Annotated in this window: 15 protein-coding genes; 8 read left to right on the top strand and 7 right to left on the bottom strand. The window is 29.0% G+C overall.

Translation table 11 applies throughout. The annotated features are described in order from the left end of the window. Positions 1-203: 203 nt before the first annotated feature. Entirely contained in the window at positions 204-1532 is a 1329-nt protein-coding gene (locus Ccar_RS03145) for an FAD-dependent oxidoreductase (RefSeq protein ID WP_007058913.1), read from the bottom strand. 369 nt (positions 1533-1901) lie between these two features. Here Ccar_RS03145 and Ccar_RS03150 point away from each other — a divergent pair, with 369 nt between their 5' ends. Next, positions 1902-2498, top strand: coding sequence for a hypothetical protein (locus tag Ccar_RS03150; protein WP_007058912.1), 597 nt, complete (start codon positions 1902-1904; stop codon positions 2496-2498). A gap of 24 nt (positions 2499-2522) precedes the next feature. Next, entirely contained in the window at positions 2523-2819 is a 297-nt protein-coding gene (locus Ccar_RS03155; RefSeq protein ID WP_007058911.1) for a hypothetical protein, read from the top strand. A gap of 285 nt (positions 2820-3104) precedes the next feature. Here the strand turns inward: Ccar_RS03155 and Ccar_RS03160 are convergent, their stop codons facing one another. The 4 genes from Ccar_RS03160 to Ccar_RS03175 all read right to left on the bottom strand — a co-directional run bounded on the left by Ccar_RS03160 (position 3105) and on the right by Ccar_RS03175 (position 7902). Beyond that, a complete protein-coding gene (locus Ccar_RS03160; RefSeq protein ID WP_035774082.1) occupies positions 3105-4697 on the bottom strand; it encodes a hypothetical protein in 1593 nt (530 codons plus the stop codon). Further along, positions 4690-5571 carry an ABC transporter ATP-binding protein gene (locus tag Ccar_RS03165; RefSeq protein ID WP_007058909.1) on the bottom strand — a complete coding sequence of 294 codons (882 nt, stop codon included), beginning with the start codon at positions 5569-5571 and terminating at the stop codon, positions 4690-4692. Before Ccar_RS03165 ends, Ccar_RS03160 begins: the two co-directional genes overlap by 8 nt. A gap of 198 nt (positions 5572-5769) precedes the next feature. Further along, a complete protein-coding gene (locus Ccar_RS03170; RefSeq protein WP_007058908.1) occupies positions 5770-7206 on the bottom strand; it encodes a HAMP domain-containing sensor histidine kinase in 1437 nt (478 codons plus the stop codon). A 3-nt stretch (positions 7207-7209) separates the two neighbouring features. Next, entirely contained in the window at positions 7210-7902 is a 693-nt protein-coding gene (locus Ccar_RS03175) for a response regulator transcription factor (protein WP_007058907.1), read from the bottom strand. 397 nt (positions 7903-8299) lie between these two features. On the opposite strand from Ccar_RS03175, the gene Ccar_RS03180 reads away from it, so the two are divergent. Further along, the gene (locus tag Ccar_RS03180; protein WP_007058906.1) at positions 8300-8971 is read left to right on the top strand and encodes a DUF4097 family beta strand repeat-containing protein; all 672 of its coding nucleotides are present in this window, start codon (positions 8300-8302) and stop codon (positions 8969-8971) included. 138 nt (positions 8972-9109) lie between these two features. Continuing rightward, positions 9110-10066, top strand: a complete 957-nt coding sequence (locus Ccar_RS03185) for an NAD(P)-dependent oxidoreductase (RefSeq protein WP_048029879.1) — start codon at positions 9110-9112, stop codon at positions 10064-10066. Positions 10067-10240: 174 nt separating this feature from the next. On the opposite strand, the gene Ccar_RS03190 is transcribed toward Ccar_RS03185, so the two are convergent. Beyond that, entirely contained in the window at positions 10241-10882 is a 642-nt protein-coding gene (locus Ccar_RS03190) for a hypothetical protein (RefSeq protein WP_007058904.1), read from the bottom strand. A 264-nt stretch (positions 10883-11146) separates the two neighbouring features. Here Ccar_RS03190 and Ccar_RS03195 point away from each other — a divergent pair, with 264 nt between their 5' ends. The 4 genes from Ccar_RS03195 (at position 11147) to Ccar_RS03210 (ending at position 15652) form a co-directional block, all read left to right on the top strand. After that, complete coding sequence (locus tag Ccar_RS03195; protein ID WP_007058903.1) at positions 11147-11818, top strand: response regulator transcription factor; 672 nt, start codon at positions 11147-11149, stop codon at positions 11816-11818. A 1-nt stretch (position 11819) separates the two neighbouring features. Next, positions 11820-12833: a sensor histidine kinase gene (locus Ccar_RS03200; protein ID WP_007058902.1), complete on the top strand. Its 1014-nt coding sequence runs from the start codon at positions 11820-11822 to the stop codon at positions 12831-12833. Positions 12834-12948: 115 nt separating this feature from the next. Beyond that, on the top strand, positions 12949-13716 hold the full coding sequence (locus tag Ccar_RS03205; protein ID WP_007058901.1) for an ABC transporter ATP-binding protein: 768 nt from the start codon (positions 12949-12951) through the stop codon (positions 13714-13716). Further along, positions 13709-15652, top strand: coding sequence for an ABC transporter permease (locus Ccar_RS03210; RefSeq protein WP_048029880.1), 1944 nt, complete (start codon positions 13709-13711; stop codon positions 15650-15652). Before Ccar_RS03205 ends, Ccar_RS03210 begins: the two co-directional genes overlap by 8 nt. A gap of 133 nt (positions 15653-15785) precedes the next feature. Here the strand turns inward: Ccar_RS03210 and Ccar_RS03215 are convergent, their stop codons facing one another. Further along, complete coding sequence (locus Ccar_RS03215) at positions 15786-17180, bottom strand: amino acid permease (protein ID WP_007058899.1); 1395 nt, start codon at positions 17178-17180, stop codon at positions 15786-15788. Between the last annotated feature and the right edge of the window lie 12 nt (positions 17181-17192).

The raw sequence follows: 17192 nt of genomic DNA on the forward strand, positions 1-17192 counted from the left end.
TTGAATGAGGAAAATATTAAGAAAAAAGTCAACAAGTACCATAAAGCACTAAAAGTATTAAATTTCACAACAAGAAGTGACTATGAAGAGAACATAATTGTTTCTTACTGTGAAATTTAATGCTATTTTTTGGAGTTTCAAAGTGAGTTAATTTAGTTTAAAAAACATAATTAAATGAAGTACTCTTATACTAGTTTTTTATATTATTCGGCACTTAATCCTGCTAAATTCAATAAATTCCAAGGTTTATTGTAATGTGGCTGGAAGAAGAAATCAACAAAAGCCAGTTCATCTATAGTCATTTTATTTTGAATACACACTGACATTGTATTTATGGATTGAGTTAAATCTGCCTTTGAAACAATTTGAGCACCTAAAATTCTTCTAGAATCTTTTTCATAAACTACTTTTAGTTGTGCTAAATCATAAGTAGGCATAAATTCTGGACGGTAGTTATCTTCAACCATTACTGTTTTCACATCTATTCCATATGTTTTAGCGGAGTTTTCAGTTAAGCCCGTAGAAGCTATGTTATAATCATAGATTTTAATTCCAGAAGTTCCTTGAGTACCCATATATTTTGTAGTTGGCTTAACTAAGTTTCTAGCAACTAATGTACCCATACGAACTGCATTTGTAGCCAGTGGAATATATTCTTGCTTTTCTATTGGATTATATTTAACAGCGCAGCTATCCCCAGCTGCATATATATCTTCTTTGCTGGTATGCATATATTCGTCTACCACAATAGCACCATTGCCTAACATTTCAAGCTGTCCTTTAAATAGTTCTGTGCTTGGTTTGAAACCAATAGAAAGTATAACTAAATCTGCTTCATATTGGCCCTTATTTGTAATTACTTTTGAAACTTTTCCATCTACGCCCTCAAATCTTATAACTGTTTCACTTAAAGCCAATTTTATAGCATGGTCTGATAAAGCTTTTTCTGCTTTATCTGTAAATTCTTTATCTAAATATTTACTTAAAATACGATCCTGACTATCAATTAGCGTTACCTTTTTATTATTCATTTCAAAGGCTTCTACCAGTTCAACACCTATATATCCTGCTCCTATAACCACTATATTGTTAGCTTTTTGGGATTTTTCAATTATGGTGTTTGAATGGTAATAATTTTTGGATATCAATATATTTTCTAAAGTGCTTCCATCAACCTTGGGAAGTATTGGCCATGAACCAGTTGTTACTATTAATTTATCAAAAGTATCTTCAAACTCTTCTTTTGATTTTAAATTATGAACCTTAAGTTTTTTTTCAGATATGTCAACGGATACTACGTCATGAGACATTTTAGTGGATACGCCTAATTCCGCTAATTTTTCTGGTGAACTATAAAATAATCCCTTAGGGTCTTTTATTATTCCTGCTACATATAATGCTATTCCACAGGATAAAAATGAAATTGTATCATTTCTCTCATATACAGTTATTTTTGCATCTGGATATAATTTAGCACAATTTACTATAGCTGCAGTTCCAGCATGTGTACAGCCTATAACAACTATTTTCATTATGTTTCCTCCTTAAAATTTCATATGTTTTTATGATGCCCTACCATTTTATGTCCTACTCATGATACTTATGTATATGTTATATAATGATCAATATCTATTGTTTTTTAGAATTAATTGTGAATAAGGGCGAATTAAAATTATGATTAAATCAAAGTCAGGGGATTGAAACAAAAATGAAAGTGATAGTTGATTTATACTATCAAATGAAACTTAATTTGATTATAAATTTTCAGGAGTATAGTAGAAATGTTCTAAACTACGTCAAAATTAGTAGTATAATGTAAATACACTAAATTAAAATATTAATAAGTGAATTATGGACAAACATTAATATAATGAAAAAAGCAGGAAAGGTGATTTGGATATATGTTTGAATCTGCTAAATTTTATGTAATAATCAGTAATAAAAGCTTTATTATTAAAAAAGAGAAGGAGAACTTAGAAAATATAATTGATTTTGCATCCTTTGTACCTAATGTACCTTTTTATCATCATTTATTTGATGAAGATAAAAATTATATGGAGAATATGAAAGCAGTAGTTAAAAATCTAAAGATAAGAAATTTAACTATTATTGTTCCAGATGACTGTATAGACCTTACAGTGGATAAAAGAATACTTAGCGAATTTTTTACACTTTGTGGAGTAAGAAAGATTCAAATAGAGGCTCAATGCTTTTTTTTAAGTTTAGAGTATAAAAGGTATGTATCTCTTTCTAAAACCACAAGAAATATGGTTTTACAGTATATTGTTAATGGTAAATCTATTGCTAAAAAGTACTATGACAAAAATTATGAGGATATTAAACAAATTTCATTAGACATGAAGAGTATTCATACAGATTGTGAGTATGAATATGTACCTGTATATATAAATAATATGAATAATAACATGGATAGCTTTAGCCGCATTGGAAATTTAGTTTCATTAAATGATATTACTAAAAATATTATGAAGTACTAATGGTGATAGGAGAAAATTTAAAACATGAATATTAACCTTATTGTTAAAACAACTAAAAAAGTACTTGGTGTTATTTCTCTTATAATACCATTAATTATTTTACTATTTATATTTAATGCTATAAAGATTCCAGCGCTGGAACATTTTCATGGCTTAATATTTTTTATTTCACCGTTTGTAGGAATAGTAGGTTGGTTTTTATGCCGTTCAGCAGCGAAAGAATGGAAAAATAGCTTTTTTAAAGTTGGCTCTATTATTAATCTCGTTATGGTAGTTGTGAATGTTTTTATAATAATTTCTGCAGGAATAATTTTTTTGTAGAAATCATTATATAAATTCCAGAAGTTGCTGTATTAGTGATTTTTAAGGTTGTCATGAACAACTTATTTATGGTTCAAAGAATAATATTATAACTAAAATTATTTTTCCTGTACCTGGTTTATTTATCTATACCAGGTACATTTGGAATATAAATATATCCAATATAATTAATATATATGGATGCATATCTTGCTGCAAAACTGATTCTCACCGCTGCTATTTAACAGATATAAAAAATCTCATTTTAGAATGTCCTAGATCTTCTATCAATAAAAAATGAGATATCTAATAACTCCTAAGTCTGATATTTTTAATTACCACTGAAGCAACTGTCAGGAAAATTCCAATAGCTAAAAATATAACTGGAATATGGCATATTGCAGCCTTTGGGGTAAGTCCAAGAAAGTCTAAATTTGTTAAGCCATTTAATATACCTAGATACCATAAAATAATATAAGTTATTTCAAAGGCAGTAGAATTTCCAGCAATGTTTCCAATAAAAATTCCTAAGGTATTTACAAAGAAAGCTCCAATTAAAATATAAAAAATTCCTAAAAAGTTATGCAGCATCAAAAACTTTATTATAACAGCTATATTTATAAATACAGTGAATAAAATTCCAGCAGCAGCTGAATTTAAAGGCTCTGCATTTCTATAGTTTTTATAAGTCAAAAGATAATCTTCCATATTAAAAGTTCTTTGAACAGTAGATAATTTAGACCATATGAAAACAGGCAAAATCCATATCATGGGAATTAAAAATTTATTTAATTTATCACCATCTGCAAAAAATATTCCTATAGAGCAGAAAATGATGGCTGCATACCAGTATAAACTAGGTGAAACAACTATAATTTTAAGATTGCTTTTTAGTATGCTGAGGTTATTCATATAAGTTTTGTTTTCAAAAATCTCAGTCAAAACTGTTTTTTTACAAGGAATATATTTTGCTTCTTTTGTAAGCTTATTAGCTATTGTAGATGGTTTTGTTCTAATAAGAGAATTACTTTTGAAAAACATGGAGGCTAAAAAAAGTAAAAGAATTCCTATAAAAATCCAAAATAATCTTTGGAATAATATGTTTAAACCAATGTTTACATTGTTCATCATAAAAGTTTTAATATTTCCATGAAGAGGTCCACTTGTGCCAAGACTGAAAGAATCTATATTAGCAAATTCTTTAAAAGTATGCTTTAATTGTTCTGATATTATTTTGGCAGCAGTATTCATTCCAAAAACATCTGCTAAAGTAGAGGTTCTGTTTTGAATAGAATATATGATTATTCCAGACCAGGTAAAGAAGTATACTACATTTCCAAAAGAGTTCCTTAGAAAAGGAATGATTTCAAAAATTATTGCTATAACTGCTGTAATAAAGCAAGCTGGTACTGCTAATATTAAAAATGGTGTTAAAAGCTTAATTGGCTGCAAATAATAGCTTTCACCTCTAGCAAATTGCATTAAAACAGTGATTGCAACAACTACAAGCATTTGAGTGAGAAGAAATAGTAAATTGCCAAAGGCTTTTCCAAATATAAATACCCAGGATTTTGTTCCTATAGAAGCTGTTATTTCACCTATTAAAAGTTCTTTTTCTCTCTTTATAGAATTTCTAACAAAGTAAAATCCAATCAAAGTTACAACACTAATAAAGGCCATAGTAGAAACCCAGCCAAGCCATACAGAATTATAAATTCCTCTATAAAAATATCCTTCAAAAGAATAGGTTAAGGTATAATAAAAACTGCTGTTGTTTTCTGGAAAGAATAAATAGCATATATACATCATTAAAAGAGTTATAATAAGTGTGGTTTTGCTTCTTATTCTATCTAAAAAATCAGATATTCCTATGTAGTAAATTCCATATATACTATTCAATGTTTCCACCTCTTTTTCTTGAGGTATAATAAATATAAGCATCTTCAAGAGTAGGGGACACACTTGAGGCATTTAGTAAAGGTTTTGATTCTGAGATTACTCTTATAACCATTCCTTCACTTCTTCTTATTATATTTCCTGTTATATAATTGTCCTTTATTTCTTTAAGGTGACTTTCTTCAGTTAAACATTCCCATACCATTCCCTCTAATGAATTTAAAAGCTCTTCATTTTTACAAAAACACATAAGCTTACCTTTATCAATAAGAACTATTTTTTCAGCTGAAGCTTCTACATCAGACACTATATGGGTAGATAAGATTATTATTTTATCTTTTGATAAACTATTAATTAGATTTCTAAAGTTCATTCTTTCATTGGGATCTAATCCTACGGTAGGTTCATCTACTATAAGAATTTTAGGATCATTTAAAAGAGCTTGTGCAATACCTATTCTCTGCTTCATACCACCAGAATAATTTCCAATACTTTTATTTGCGGCATCTCTAAGATTTAGTAAATCAATAAGTTCATTTATTCTATTTACTGCTTTTTTCATGTTAAGTCCTTTTAAAGCTGCCATGTATTTCAAAAATTCAACAGCAGTTAAATTAGGAAATACCCCAAAGCTTTGAGGTAAATATCCTAAAGCATGCCTAAGTTCATCACCATTTTTATGAATGTCACATCCATTCCAGGTAATAACACCTTCTGTTGGCTTTGAAACTGTGGCTATCATCTTCATCAGTGTTGATTTGCCAGCACCATTTGCACCTAAAAGACCTACTATTCCTCTTTCTAATTCAAGATTAAAATTTGAAAGAGCTGTAAAATTATTTGAGTACTTTTTTGAAACATTTTTAATTGAAAGCATAATATTTCCTCCTAAAATTAAATTGTAAAATTATCTAAGGATTATCCACATTAATAATACAAGTTACTCTATAAAAGTAACTATGTAATATCTCCTTATTTTAAATAGAAGCAAAGATTGAAATTACACCTTAGATAAATTCACTTAAAATAATAATAGATTAGCCTTAATATAAAGCTAATCTAACATTAATAAATTCTAAAATTTAAGAGGAATAGAGATAATAAATAAATTATTTAGGGATTCACGAGAAGTAAGACTAATATCTCCACCATGTTTTTTTATAATTTTTTTCGTTATAGCTAGGCCCAGACCACTTCCACCAGCACTAATTTCTGATTTTACGAAGGGTTCAAATATTGTATGTCTAATTGATTTGTCAATATAATGTCCATTATTACCAATTTGTAAAATTACATTATTATCTTCTAAATAACAAGAAATCTTTAATCTTGTGTAATCTTCATTATGATTTAAAGCATTATTAAAAATGTTGGAGATTGCCCTTTTCATAAGCTTTTCATCAAATTTAAATATAATAGGATAATCACTTATGTTTAGTTCTAAGTTAAAGTGTTTATTTTGAAATTCTTCATAGTATTCTACAATAAGACGTCTAAGCCATTCAGTAAAGTTAAGCTTTACTAAAGAAGGGCTGTAATCTGAATCTTCCAGTTTTGAAAGTGCAAATAAATCTTCAATGAGTGCTGTGGAGTATATTGCTTTATTATGTATTATCTTTAAGAATTTTTCTTTCTCCTCAAAGGTTACATTCTCCTCTAGCAAAAGTTTGGAGAATCCCTGAATAGAGGTTATAGGCGTTTTTAAATCATGAGATATATCGACTAAAAGTCTTTTTTTACTCTCATCTATTCTTTTATTTTCTTCTTTGACTTTTTCAAGTTCTATTACCATTTCATTAAATTCAGTTTCAACATCTTGAAGCTCTTTTAAACCTTTTACATTAGCTCTAGTACCATAATCCAGCTTTTTTAAGTTTTTTATGCTGTGAATAAAGTTTTTAAGGGGATTTGTTATAAATTTTGAGCTTATAAGACTGCAAATATATAAACCTATTAACAAATAAATAAATTGAGTTAAATATAGTATCCCATAAACCTTAAAAGAAAGAAGGCTGTCAGCTTTAGTATATAAATTAGGTTTATAGGTAAAAGAAAGTGTGAGTTTCCTTCTATCAATTTTATAAAGAAAGAGGCAGGGTTCACCATGTTTTCCTTTTACTGAAAATATTTCTCCATAGTAAGGATTTTCAGATGAGCAATTTCCAACAGAAGATAATCTAAATAGTTGTTCATCATTGTATTGCATTATACTATCTTTTTTTTCACCTTTTACATAGATTACTTTCTTATCTTCATTGAGAACTTCTTCCCACCCACCTATTTCAGAAAGGAAACCTAGTTTGATTTTATCAAAGTCTTCATTATAATAAGAAGACATTGATATATTATTGATTTGCTCATTATTAAAAACAAGCTTTTTTACTATAAAGGCTGAGGATTTATATGATAACTGTATAATTACATACAATACTAAAAAGGTTATTAAACAATTTATTATAAGAAAGTTTTTTACACCTAATTTTTTCTTAATAATATTAAAATTAAACTTCATAATTTAATCACCTTGAAATATATAACCAAGGCCTCTTATAGTCTTGATAAAATTAGGTTCTTTAGGATTGTCCTCTATTTTTTCTCTTAACTTACTTATATAAACCATTATAATTTTTTCATCTCCAAGATAACATTGTCCCCATACCTCTTCATATAATTGACCTTTAGTGAAAACCTTATTTCTATTTTTCATAAAAAAGCATATAAGTTTATACTCAAAGGAGGTCAGCTGGATTTCTACATCATCCTTATATACTTTACAGCTTTCTTCATCCAGCTTTAGATGCTTATTAATAATTGTGAGGTTGCTTTCTTCCTTAGTGTTGTTAAATATGGTACTTCTTCTTAAAAGTGCTTTAACTCTTGCAATAAGTTCTAGAGTATTAAAAGGCTTGGCAAGATAATCATCTGCACCAAGGAATAGACCATCAATTTTATCGATATCTTCGCCTTTAGCAGATAAGAATATTATAGGAGTGCTGCTTTTTTCTCTAATTTTTCTTAAAACTTCTTTTCCATCAAGGTCCGGCATCATTATATCTAGTATTACAATATCTATTTGCTCCTTTTGAAAAATTTCTAAGGCTTCTTTACCATTAAATGCTTTATAGGTATTGTATCCATTATTCTTCATATAAAAATCTATTAACTCTACAATTTCCTTGTCGTCATCTACAATTAAAATTGAATTCATATTTTTAACTCCCCCTATAATCTTTAGTATTGATTTATCCAATTACTAAGATGTTAAATACATGATTTTAAGTTTCCACTGAAAAAAATTTCACCTAAACCTAATAATCATTTGATGACCTTCTATATTAAGTAGTTTAATATCCCTATTAATTTACGTCAAGTTTTGGAAGTAAGGTATTAAAGTGCTGCCAAAGCTTGTAAGAATGTGCTTATGAGTAGAATAACCCTTCAATGCATATTTCTGTAAGGACAAAAATTATCATAAAATTAAACTCCTATTAATTTTACATTAATAATACATTAATCCTAGCAGTATATACTCATATTAAGCTTGAAAAATTATCATGTGGAATAAAACTAGAAGCTTGAAAACATATTATATGGAGGTACTAATCATGATAAAAAAAGTATTATTAATTTTTGTATTAATTTTAGTTGTGGCAGGAGGTATATTACTTTTCTCGCCAACTAAAGCTGAGAATTCACAAAGAATCTTTACTTCAAAAGAAATAGAAAATTTAAAGGAAATATCATTAGAGGGAGATTTTGATGTTAATATTACAGCTTCTGATTCAAAGGATATAAAATGTAGCTTTTCTAAGGTTCAAAAAGGATTTATATTTGGAGCTTATAACTTTGAATCTGGTATAGAAAATGATGTTTTAAATGTTACTTCAAGCAGTAAAATAGGTACAGTTTGTCTTGGTGGCTATGAAGGATTAAGTTTGAATGTTGATATACCTAAAAGTTATAAAAATAAGCTATCTATAAAGTCTAAATTGAGCAAAATAAAAATAGTGAATTCAAGTTCAAAGAATATACAATGTGATGTACATGATAGTGATATCAAAATTTCATTAAATAATATATGTGGTAATATTACTGTAAATTCAAACTTAGGAAACATAAATTTAAAGCTTCCTAAAGATGAAAAATTTAATTTATCTGCTAAGACACATATGGGAAAGGTAACTAATAATCTTGACTCAAATGTAGATCATTCTTTAAAAGAAAAGAATATTAAGCTTTTATCTTTAGATGGTGATATAAATATAAGTGGGAATTAGTGAAAAATTTTTTGGGGGAACAATATAGAAGCAAAATGAAAACATAAATACAAATTTAATATGCATATTTATTTGTTTTAGATGTTTATAAAGTAGTATACTAATAATTAAATACAACTGAAATAAAAGGAGGAACAAATGAATAATATTGTATTTCTTAATTCAAAGAGAATAGATTTTGATAACAAGCTTGATTTTTCATACTTAAATAGCTTAGGTAAAGTTAGTAAATATGAGCATAGCAGTAATGAAGAAATTTTGGAAAGAGTAAAGGATCAAAATATCGTAGTTACAAAAGAAATGACAATTGATAGGAAGTTAATTGAACAATTTCCACCTTGTGTAAAGTTGATTTGTGAAGCTGGTACTGGATACAACAATATTGATATAAAAGCAGCAAAGGAAAAAAATATACTTGTATGTAATTTACCAGGCTATAGTACAGAGGCAGTTGCACAGTTAGTTATTACCTTTATGTTGAGTTTAAGTTCTTCATTATCAAATCAGCAGAGAATGATTGAAGGCAAAAATTATGATAATTTTACTAAATGTCTTCAAGTTCCTCATTTTGAAGTACAAAATAAAATACTTGGAGTTATTGGAGCAGGGGCTATTGGTCAGCAGGTTATGAAAATAGCAAGGGCTTTAGGAATGAAAGTACTTGTATATAGCAGAACCAATAAAGACTTAGGAGATTCAAATATAAGATTTGTAAAGCTTGAAGAACTTCTTAAAGAAAGTGATTTTATTACGCTGCATTGTCCACTTATGCCTGAAACAAGACATCTTATTGACAAATCCAAACTAGAACTTATGAAGCCATCAGCCTTTATTATAAATACTTCCAGAGGGGCTATTATAAAAGAAATAGACCTGATTGAAGCCTTGAAAAGTAAAAAAATTGCAGGAGCAGCACTTGATGTTCAAGATCCAGAGCCTCCAGAATTAAATAATCCACTTTTTAATATGAAAAATGTTATAATTACTCCCCATATAGGGTGGAAATGTATTGAATCAAGACAAAGACTTATGGATCTTTTGGGTAGAAACATTGAAGCGTTTATTAATAAAAAACCTATTAACATTGTTTCATAATATGATATAAAAACAAATTATTTTGCTTTTATAGTTAAAAGATCAAATTTAGTGTTATTAATTATTGAAGCATTGATTTATAGGTTCAAGGAATAGATTGCAAAATGCCAACTTTCTAAAGTTGTTATGAAGAATATAATTAGAAAGTTGGCTAGTACAATTATTTTTTACTTTTTAATCTCCCCAAATAGATAACTGTTTTAAGTTTAGAAGATTTTCAAAACCATTATTATCTTTAAGCTGTACTTCACTTAATTCTAAAATCCTAAGGTTAGGCATATTGTTTAAAAAGCCTAGAGAATAGATATCTGAGCATACTGATAAACGCAGTTCCTCTAAATTTCTAAAGTATTTTAGATCTTCACTAAATATTATATTATCTTCTGATTCATCATCATCATTTTCTGAAATATAGTCTTCATCCTCTACTTCAACTAATTCTCCTATATTAGTTATAGACTTTTCAAATTCAGAAGTCTCTATTTCTACTTTTTCAGCAGTTTCATCTTCAACATCTGCTTCTTCGTTGATTAAGGCAATGTTATAGATATAATCATACTTGTCTATTTTTATTAGATTATCTAATTTTTTTGAATTTTCTACATTCCAGTCACAGCAATCACACCATTGATCACCACTATTAGGATGTATAACTCTTTTAGGTGGAGTTTCTAAACTAATCATGCATTCTTCATATGTAGAACTAAGGTGTAAATATTTGATTTTATCTAAATCCTCTTGTGAAATCACTTCTTTGTTAAAAAATTTCATTAAACACTTATTAAGCCAACTTGACTTTAATTTTATAGGTTCCATGCTGCATTCCTCCAATTTTGAATTTTTGTTGCTGGTAACTCTTACCTTTATTAGATTATTATCTTTATTGATTTGTGTCAAGTTAAAAAAGACAAGTGTTTAAATTATATGTAATTATGGTACAATGTGGATATAATATATAATTGATTATAGATCTTCAGATATATAGTATTGAAATATTTAAATCGGATGAAACAATGTGAAAATAATAGAAATTTATTGTATAATGAAAAAAGAAATTTATAAAAAAATGGGAGTAGGGATATGTATAAAATTTTGATTGTTGAAGATGATATGGCTATTGCAAAATCAATAAAAAATTGTCTCAGTGGCTGGAATTATGAAACTGAATTTATAACTGATTTCAAAGATGTTATTGCAGAATTTATTAGGTTTCAGCCACACCTTGTGCTTTTGGATATATCACTACCATTTTTCAATGGCTATCATTGGTGCAGCGAAATTCGCAAATTATCAAAAGTTCCTATTATTTTTATTTCTTCCATGTCTGATAGTATGAATATCATTATGGCTGTAAATATGGGGGGGGATGACTTTATTTCTAAACCCTTTGATTTAAATATTCTTGTGGCAAAGGTACAGGCATTAATAAGAAGAACATATTCTTTTGGTGGGACCATGGATATAATTGAGCATAATGGTGTTGTGTTGAATTTGAACAACGCTACTATTGAATATGAAAATAATAAGATTGAGCTTACAAAGAATGAATTTAAGATACTTCAAATTTTACTTGAGAATGTTGGCAAGGCAATTCCAAGGGATGTTATTATGACAAGGCTTTGGGAAAGTGACAGCTATATAGATGATAATACTTTAACTGTTAATGTAACCCGTCTTAGAAAAAAACTTTCAGATGCTGGTATTTGCGACTTTGTTAAGACCAAAAAAGGCATTGGGTATGTGGTGGAATAATATGAAAAAAAAATCTTTTTTACAGATTGTTTTATGGTATATTAGAGGTCATAAAAAAACAATAATAATGGGAAGTATTTTTATTGGAATTTTTGCTGGGGTATTTTCATTATACTCTTTAGAGCTTGAACCAGTTTTATATGCTTCTTTTTTATCAAGCATTACAGCTTTTATATTTATTACTTATGATTTTATTAAATACTATAAAAAGCATAATGAGCTGTGCATCCTTGAAAAAAAGATAAATATAGGGTTAGATAAATTGCCAGCAGCTAATAATTTAGTTGAAGCTGACTACCAAAACATTCTGCAGACACTTTATAATCAAAGTACAGAGCTGATTTCTAAAATGGATATTAAGCAGACAGAAATGATAGATTATTATACTCTTTGGGCACATCAAATTAAAACACCAATTGCTGCAATGAGATTGATACTGCAAAGTGAGTATACTGAACAAAACAAGGAACTATTAGAGCAAGTCTTTAAAATTGAACAGTATGTTGAAATGGTGCTGGGTTACTTAAAAATTGATAATAACTCATCGGATTTGGTGCTTAAAAGCTATAACTTGCTTCAAATTATAAAACAAGTTATTAGAAAGTATGCACATGTATTCATTAGAAAAAATATAGTACTTAATTTAAAAGAAATGGACTGTATTGTGCTTACAGATGAAAAGTGGCTGGTATTTGTAATTGAACAAATATTATGGAATGCATTAAAATATACAAGCAGTGGGAAAATATCAATATATATGGAGGATACTTCTAAGAAGGTGCTTGTGATTGAGGATACGGGCGCAGGTATTGCAGAGGAAGATTTACCAAGAGTATTTGAAAGAGGTTTTACTGGATACAATGGACGTATGGATAAAAAGGCAACAGGGATTGGTCTTTACCTTTGTAAAAAGATATTAGATAAGCTTTCACATACAATAAACATTACTTCTAAGGTTAATGTAGGAACTAAAGTAAAAATCAATCTTTCTTCTGTAAAAACTATAATTGAATAATCCAATGTTACAAAGATGTAAGGTTAAAATGAGAAATGTAAGCTAAAGTTATGGCTTAGCATTTCTCTTTTTTTTATAATTATAGTATAGTCAAAGTGAACAAGGGAGGAAGAAAATGAAGTTATTAGAAGTAAATAATTTAAAGAAAATATATTCATCAAGATTTGGAGGAAATCAAGTTCAAGCTTTAAGCAATGTAACCTTTTCAGTGGAAGAGGGTGAATATGTAGCAATTATGGGAGAGTCAGGTTCAGGAAAAACTACATTACTCAACATACTAGCATCCTTAGATAAGCCAACTAGTGGTGAGGTTTTACTTGAGGGTAAGAATATTGTTGCAATTAAAGAAAGTGAAATCACTGCATTTCGTAGAGAAAATTTAGGTTTTGTATTTCAAGATTTTAATTTGCTTGATACCTTTTCTTTAAAGGACAATATCTTTTTACCACTTGTTTTATCCAGAAAATCTTACAAGGAAATGAAAAAAAGATTGAAGCCTATTGCAGAGAAATTGGGCATAGAACAAATATTAGAAAAGTTTCCTTATGAAGTATCAGGGGGACAAAAACAAAGAGCAGCTGTTGCCAGAGCTTTAATTACAGATCCTCAGCTTATTTTAGCAGATGAGCCAACAGGAGCTCTTGATTCAAAATCAACAGATCAGCTTTTAAAATTATTTTCAGATATTAATAATGAGGGACAGACAATTGTTATGGTTACCCACAGTACTAAGGCAGCAAGTCATGCAGGAAGGGTGCTTTTTATAAAAGATGGGGAAGTGTTTCATCAGCTTTATAGAGGTTCAATGTCAAAGGAGGAGATGTTTGAAAAAATTTCAAATACACTTACAGTGATTACTACTGGAGGTGCAGCAAATGAGTAAGTTATTTTATCAGAGGTTAGCAGTAATAAATATCAAAAAAAATAGTAAGACTTATTTTCCGTTCATACTTACTTGTATATGTACAATTATGATGTTTTATATAATGTATGCAATTTCAACAAATAAAGGACTGGATGGAGTCAGTGGTGCTGCTAGCCTAAAGTCAATTCTCTTTTTAGGAACAATAGTAATAGGAATATTTTCAGCTATATTTCTTTTTTATACAAATAGTTTCTTGATTAAAAGACGTAAAAAAGAAATTGGACTTTATAATGTACTGGGACTTGAAAAAAAGCATATTGCAAAAATACTATGTTATGAGTGTATTTTTACTTCTGCTGTCAGTTTAACAGTTGGACTTATTTTCGGTATTATTCTAAATAAGCTTATGTTTCTTTTGCTAATAAAAATGCTTAATTTTAAAGTACCTTTTGGATTTTCGGTTTCAATACCATCCCTTATAAAAACCTTAATTGTTTTTTGTAGTATCTTTTTTGCAACCTTGTTATCAAATTTATTTCAAATAAAAATATTAAAGCCTATTGAACTTTTAAAAGGGTCTGCACAGGGAGAAAAGGAGCCAAAAACAAAATGGATTATGACTATTATAGGAGTGGCAGCTCTTTGCAGCGGATATGGAATAGCATTAAATGTTAAATCACCTCTTTCGGCTTTGAATTTATTCTTTGCTGCAGTTATTCTGGTTATGATAGGAACTTATGCAATCTTTACAGCAGGAAGTATTGCAATATTAAAGTTTCTTAGGAGACAGAAGAACTTTTACTATAAGACAGGGAATTTTATATCTATTTCTGGTATGATGTACAGAATGAAGCAAAATGCAGTAGGACTTGCAAATATTTGCATCTTAAGCACTGCTGTACTTGTTATGCTTTCAACTACAATTTCTTTATATGTGGGCATGGAAGATATGCTAAAGCTTCGCTATCCAAGAGATATAATTATAACATCCAAAGAAACTAATAAAAATCAAATACAAAGGCTGGATGAGATTTTAAATGCTGAATTAAAAAATAATAAAATAGATATGAAAGATAAGCTCTATTATACTGATAATAGTCTAGAAGCTGTGAAAAAAGGTGGTAAATTTTTATCTGTAAGTAAAAACACTGATAAGTTAAAGGTTTCTGTTATAGAGGTTATTCCTATTTCAGATTATAATAGATTAGAAGGAAAGAATATTACTCTTCATGATGATGAAGTAATTTTGTTCTCAAAAGTAAAGGATTATATTGGTAATACAATTAATATTGATAACAAAACCTTTAAAGTTAAACAAAGATTGGATAAACCTATATCTGATTTAAATAATGCTATGACAGATATAGTAGATACCTATGTAATATTTGTAAATAATATAGATACTGTAGGAAAGAATGGATTTAAGGAATATACAATTGGCGTTAATATTAATGGCACTAATAAGGATATACTATCAATTTCTGATAAATTAAATAAAAATTTTGTGCAAAATAAAATGAAAGCTAATGCTGAAAGCGCTGTATCTGGCAGGGAAGGATTTCTTTCCTTATATGGTGGGTTGTTCTTCTTAGGCATATTTTTAGGTACATTATTTTTAATGGCAACAGTGCTTATTATTTACTACAAGCAGATATCAGAAGGATATGAAGATAAGGAACGTTTTGAAATTATGCAGAAAGTTGGAATGGATAAAAAGGAAATAAGGAAGACAATAAGAAGTCAAGTGTTAATGGTATTTTTCCTGCCTCTCGTTTTCACAGTAATCCATATTGCCTTTGCATTTCCAATGATTACAAAGATGCTTGCTCTTTTAGGTTTGAAAAATATAAATTTGTTTATACTTTCAACCATAATGACAATACTTGTTTTTGCAGCAATTTATACAATTGTATTTTCTTTAACTGCCAGAGCATATTACAAAATTGTTGAATAAACTATTTTTAAATAAAATCTGTAGAACTTGTAAATTAAAAATGACTATTTCAAATCTAATTAATTAGTTTTGAAATAGTCATTTTATAATTACTAATTATTAATCAATATAGTTGAATGGATAATTAAATAGATTAGCTAAGAAGTTTAGTAGGCTCCTTTTTACTTAATCCAGTTGCATACCAAGCCACAATTAAAAGTAGTATCCATAGAACTCCAACTATAGCTGGAATTCTTGTATCTGCTCCCATACACATGGAAACAAATACGCCAACTAAGAATATCATAGTGATAATGCCTGAAGCTGGATAAAGTATTGTTTTAAATTTTAACTTATCAACTTGTTCAGGTGTAAGGCTTTGTCTGAATTTAATCTGAGTATAAACAATCATGAACCAAGCAAATATACCTGCAAATGTTCCTACACTTGTAACATAAGTAAATGCTTTACCAGGAGCAACATAGTTTAGGATAACTCCAACTAACATAAAGGCTACTGAAACAAGTATTCCATTTTTAGGAACATTAGTTGAGCTAAGTTTTCCAAGGGACTTAGGTGCCTGACCTTGCAGTGCTAAATTATACACCATACGTCCAGTTGTGAATATACCTGAGTTACATGATGATGCTGCTGCTGTAAGTACAACGAAGTTTATTATACCAGCTGCTGCAGCTATACCAAGTTTGGAGAAGGTAAGAACAAATGGACTTCCTGTTGTTCCTATACTATTCCAAGGATAAAGTGACATTATAACAAACAATGCACCAATATAGAATACCATTACTCGCCAGAAAACACTGTTTATAGCTGATGGTATTACTTTTTCAGGATTTTTTGCTTCTCCAGCAGTAACACCAATAAGTTCAACTCCTACGAAAGCAAAGGAAACCATAGTTAAAGTTGATATAGGTCCCATAATTCCTTTAGGGAAGAAACCGCCGTGAGCAGTTAAATTTGAAATACCGATTGGTACTCCTTTATTTCCTAATCCAAAGGCTATCATAGCTATACCTACAGCAATCATAATAATTATTGTAACAACTTTTATAAGTGCAAACCAGAATTCGATTTCTCCGAATGCTTTTGCTGCAGTTAAGTTTACAGCAGTAAGTACGCAAACAGCAACAAGTGCTGATACCCACTGAGGTACGCTTGGAAACCAGAAATTGATATAAATACCAACTGCAGTAACTTCTGCCATACAAGTTACAACCCACATTATCCAGTATGTCCAACCTGTCAAATATCCTGCAAGTGGACTTACATAATCGTTTGCATATGCACTGAATGAACCTGCAACTGGATGCTCAACAGCCATTTCTCCAAGAGCACGCATAATAAAAAATATAATTATTCCTGCAACGGCATAAGTAGCCAATATAGCTGGACCTGCAGCCTTAATAGCTGTTGCTGACCCTAGGAACAAACCAACTCCGATAGCTCCACCAATTGCCATCATTTTAATATGTCTTTCTTCAAGACCACGCTCTAGGTTTTCGCCTGTTTGAGTGTCAACTTTGTTACTCATTTTACTTACCCC

It is taken from the genome of Clostridium carboxidivorans P7, assembly GCF_001038625.1.
Lineage (GTDB): Bacteria > Bacillota > Clostridia > Clostridiales > Clostridiaceae > Clostridium_AM > Clostridium_AM carboxidivorans.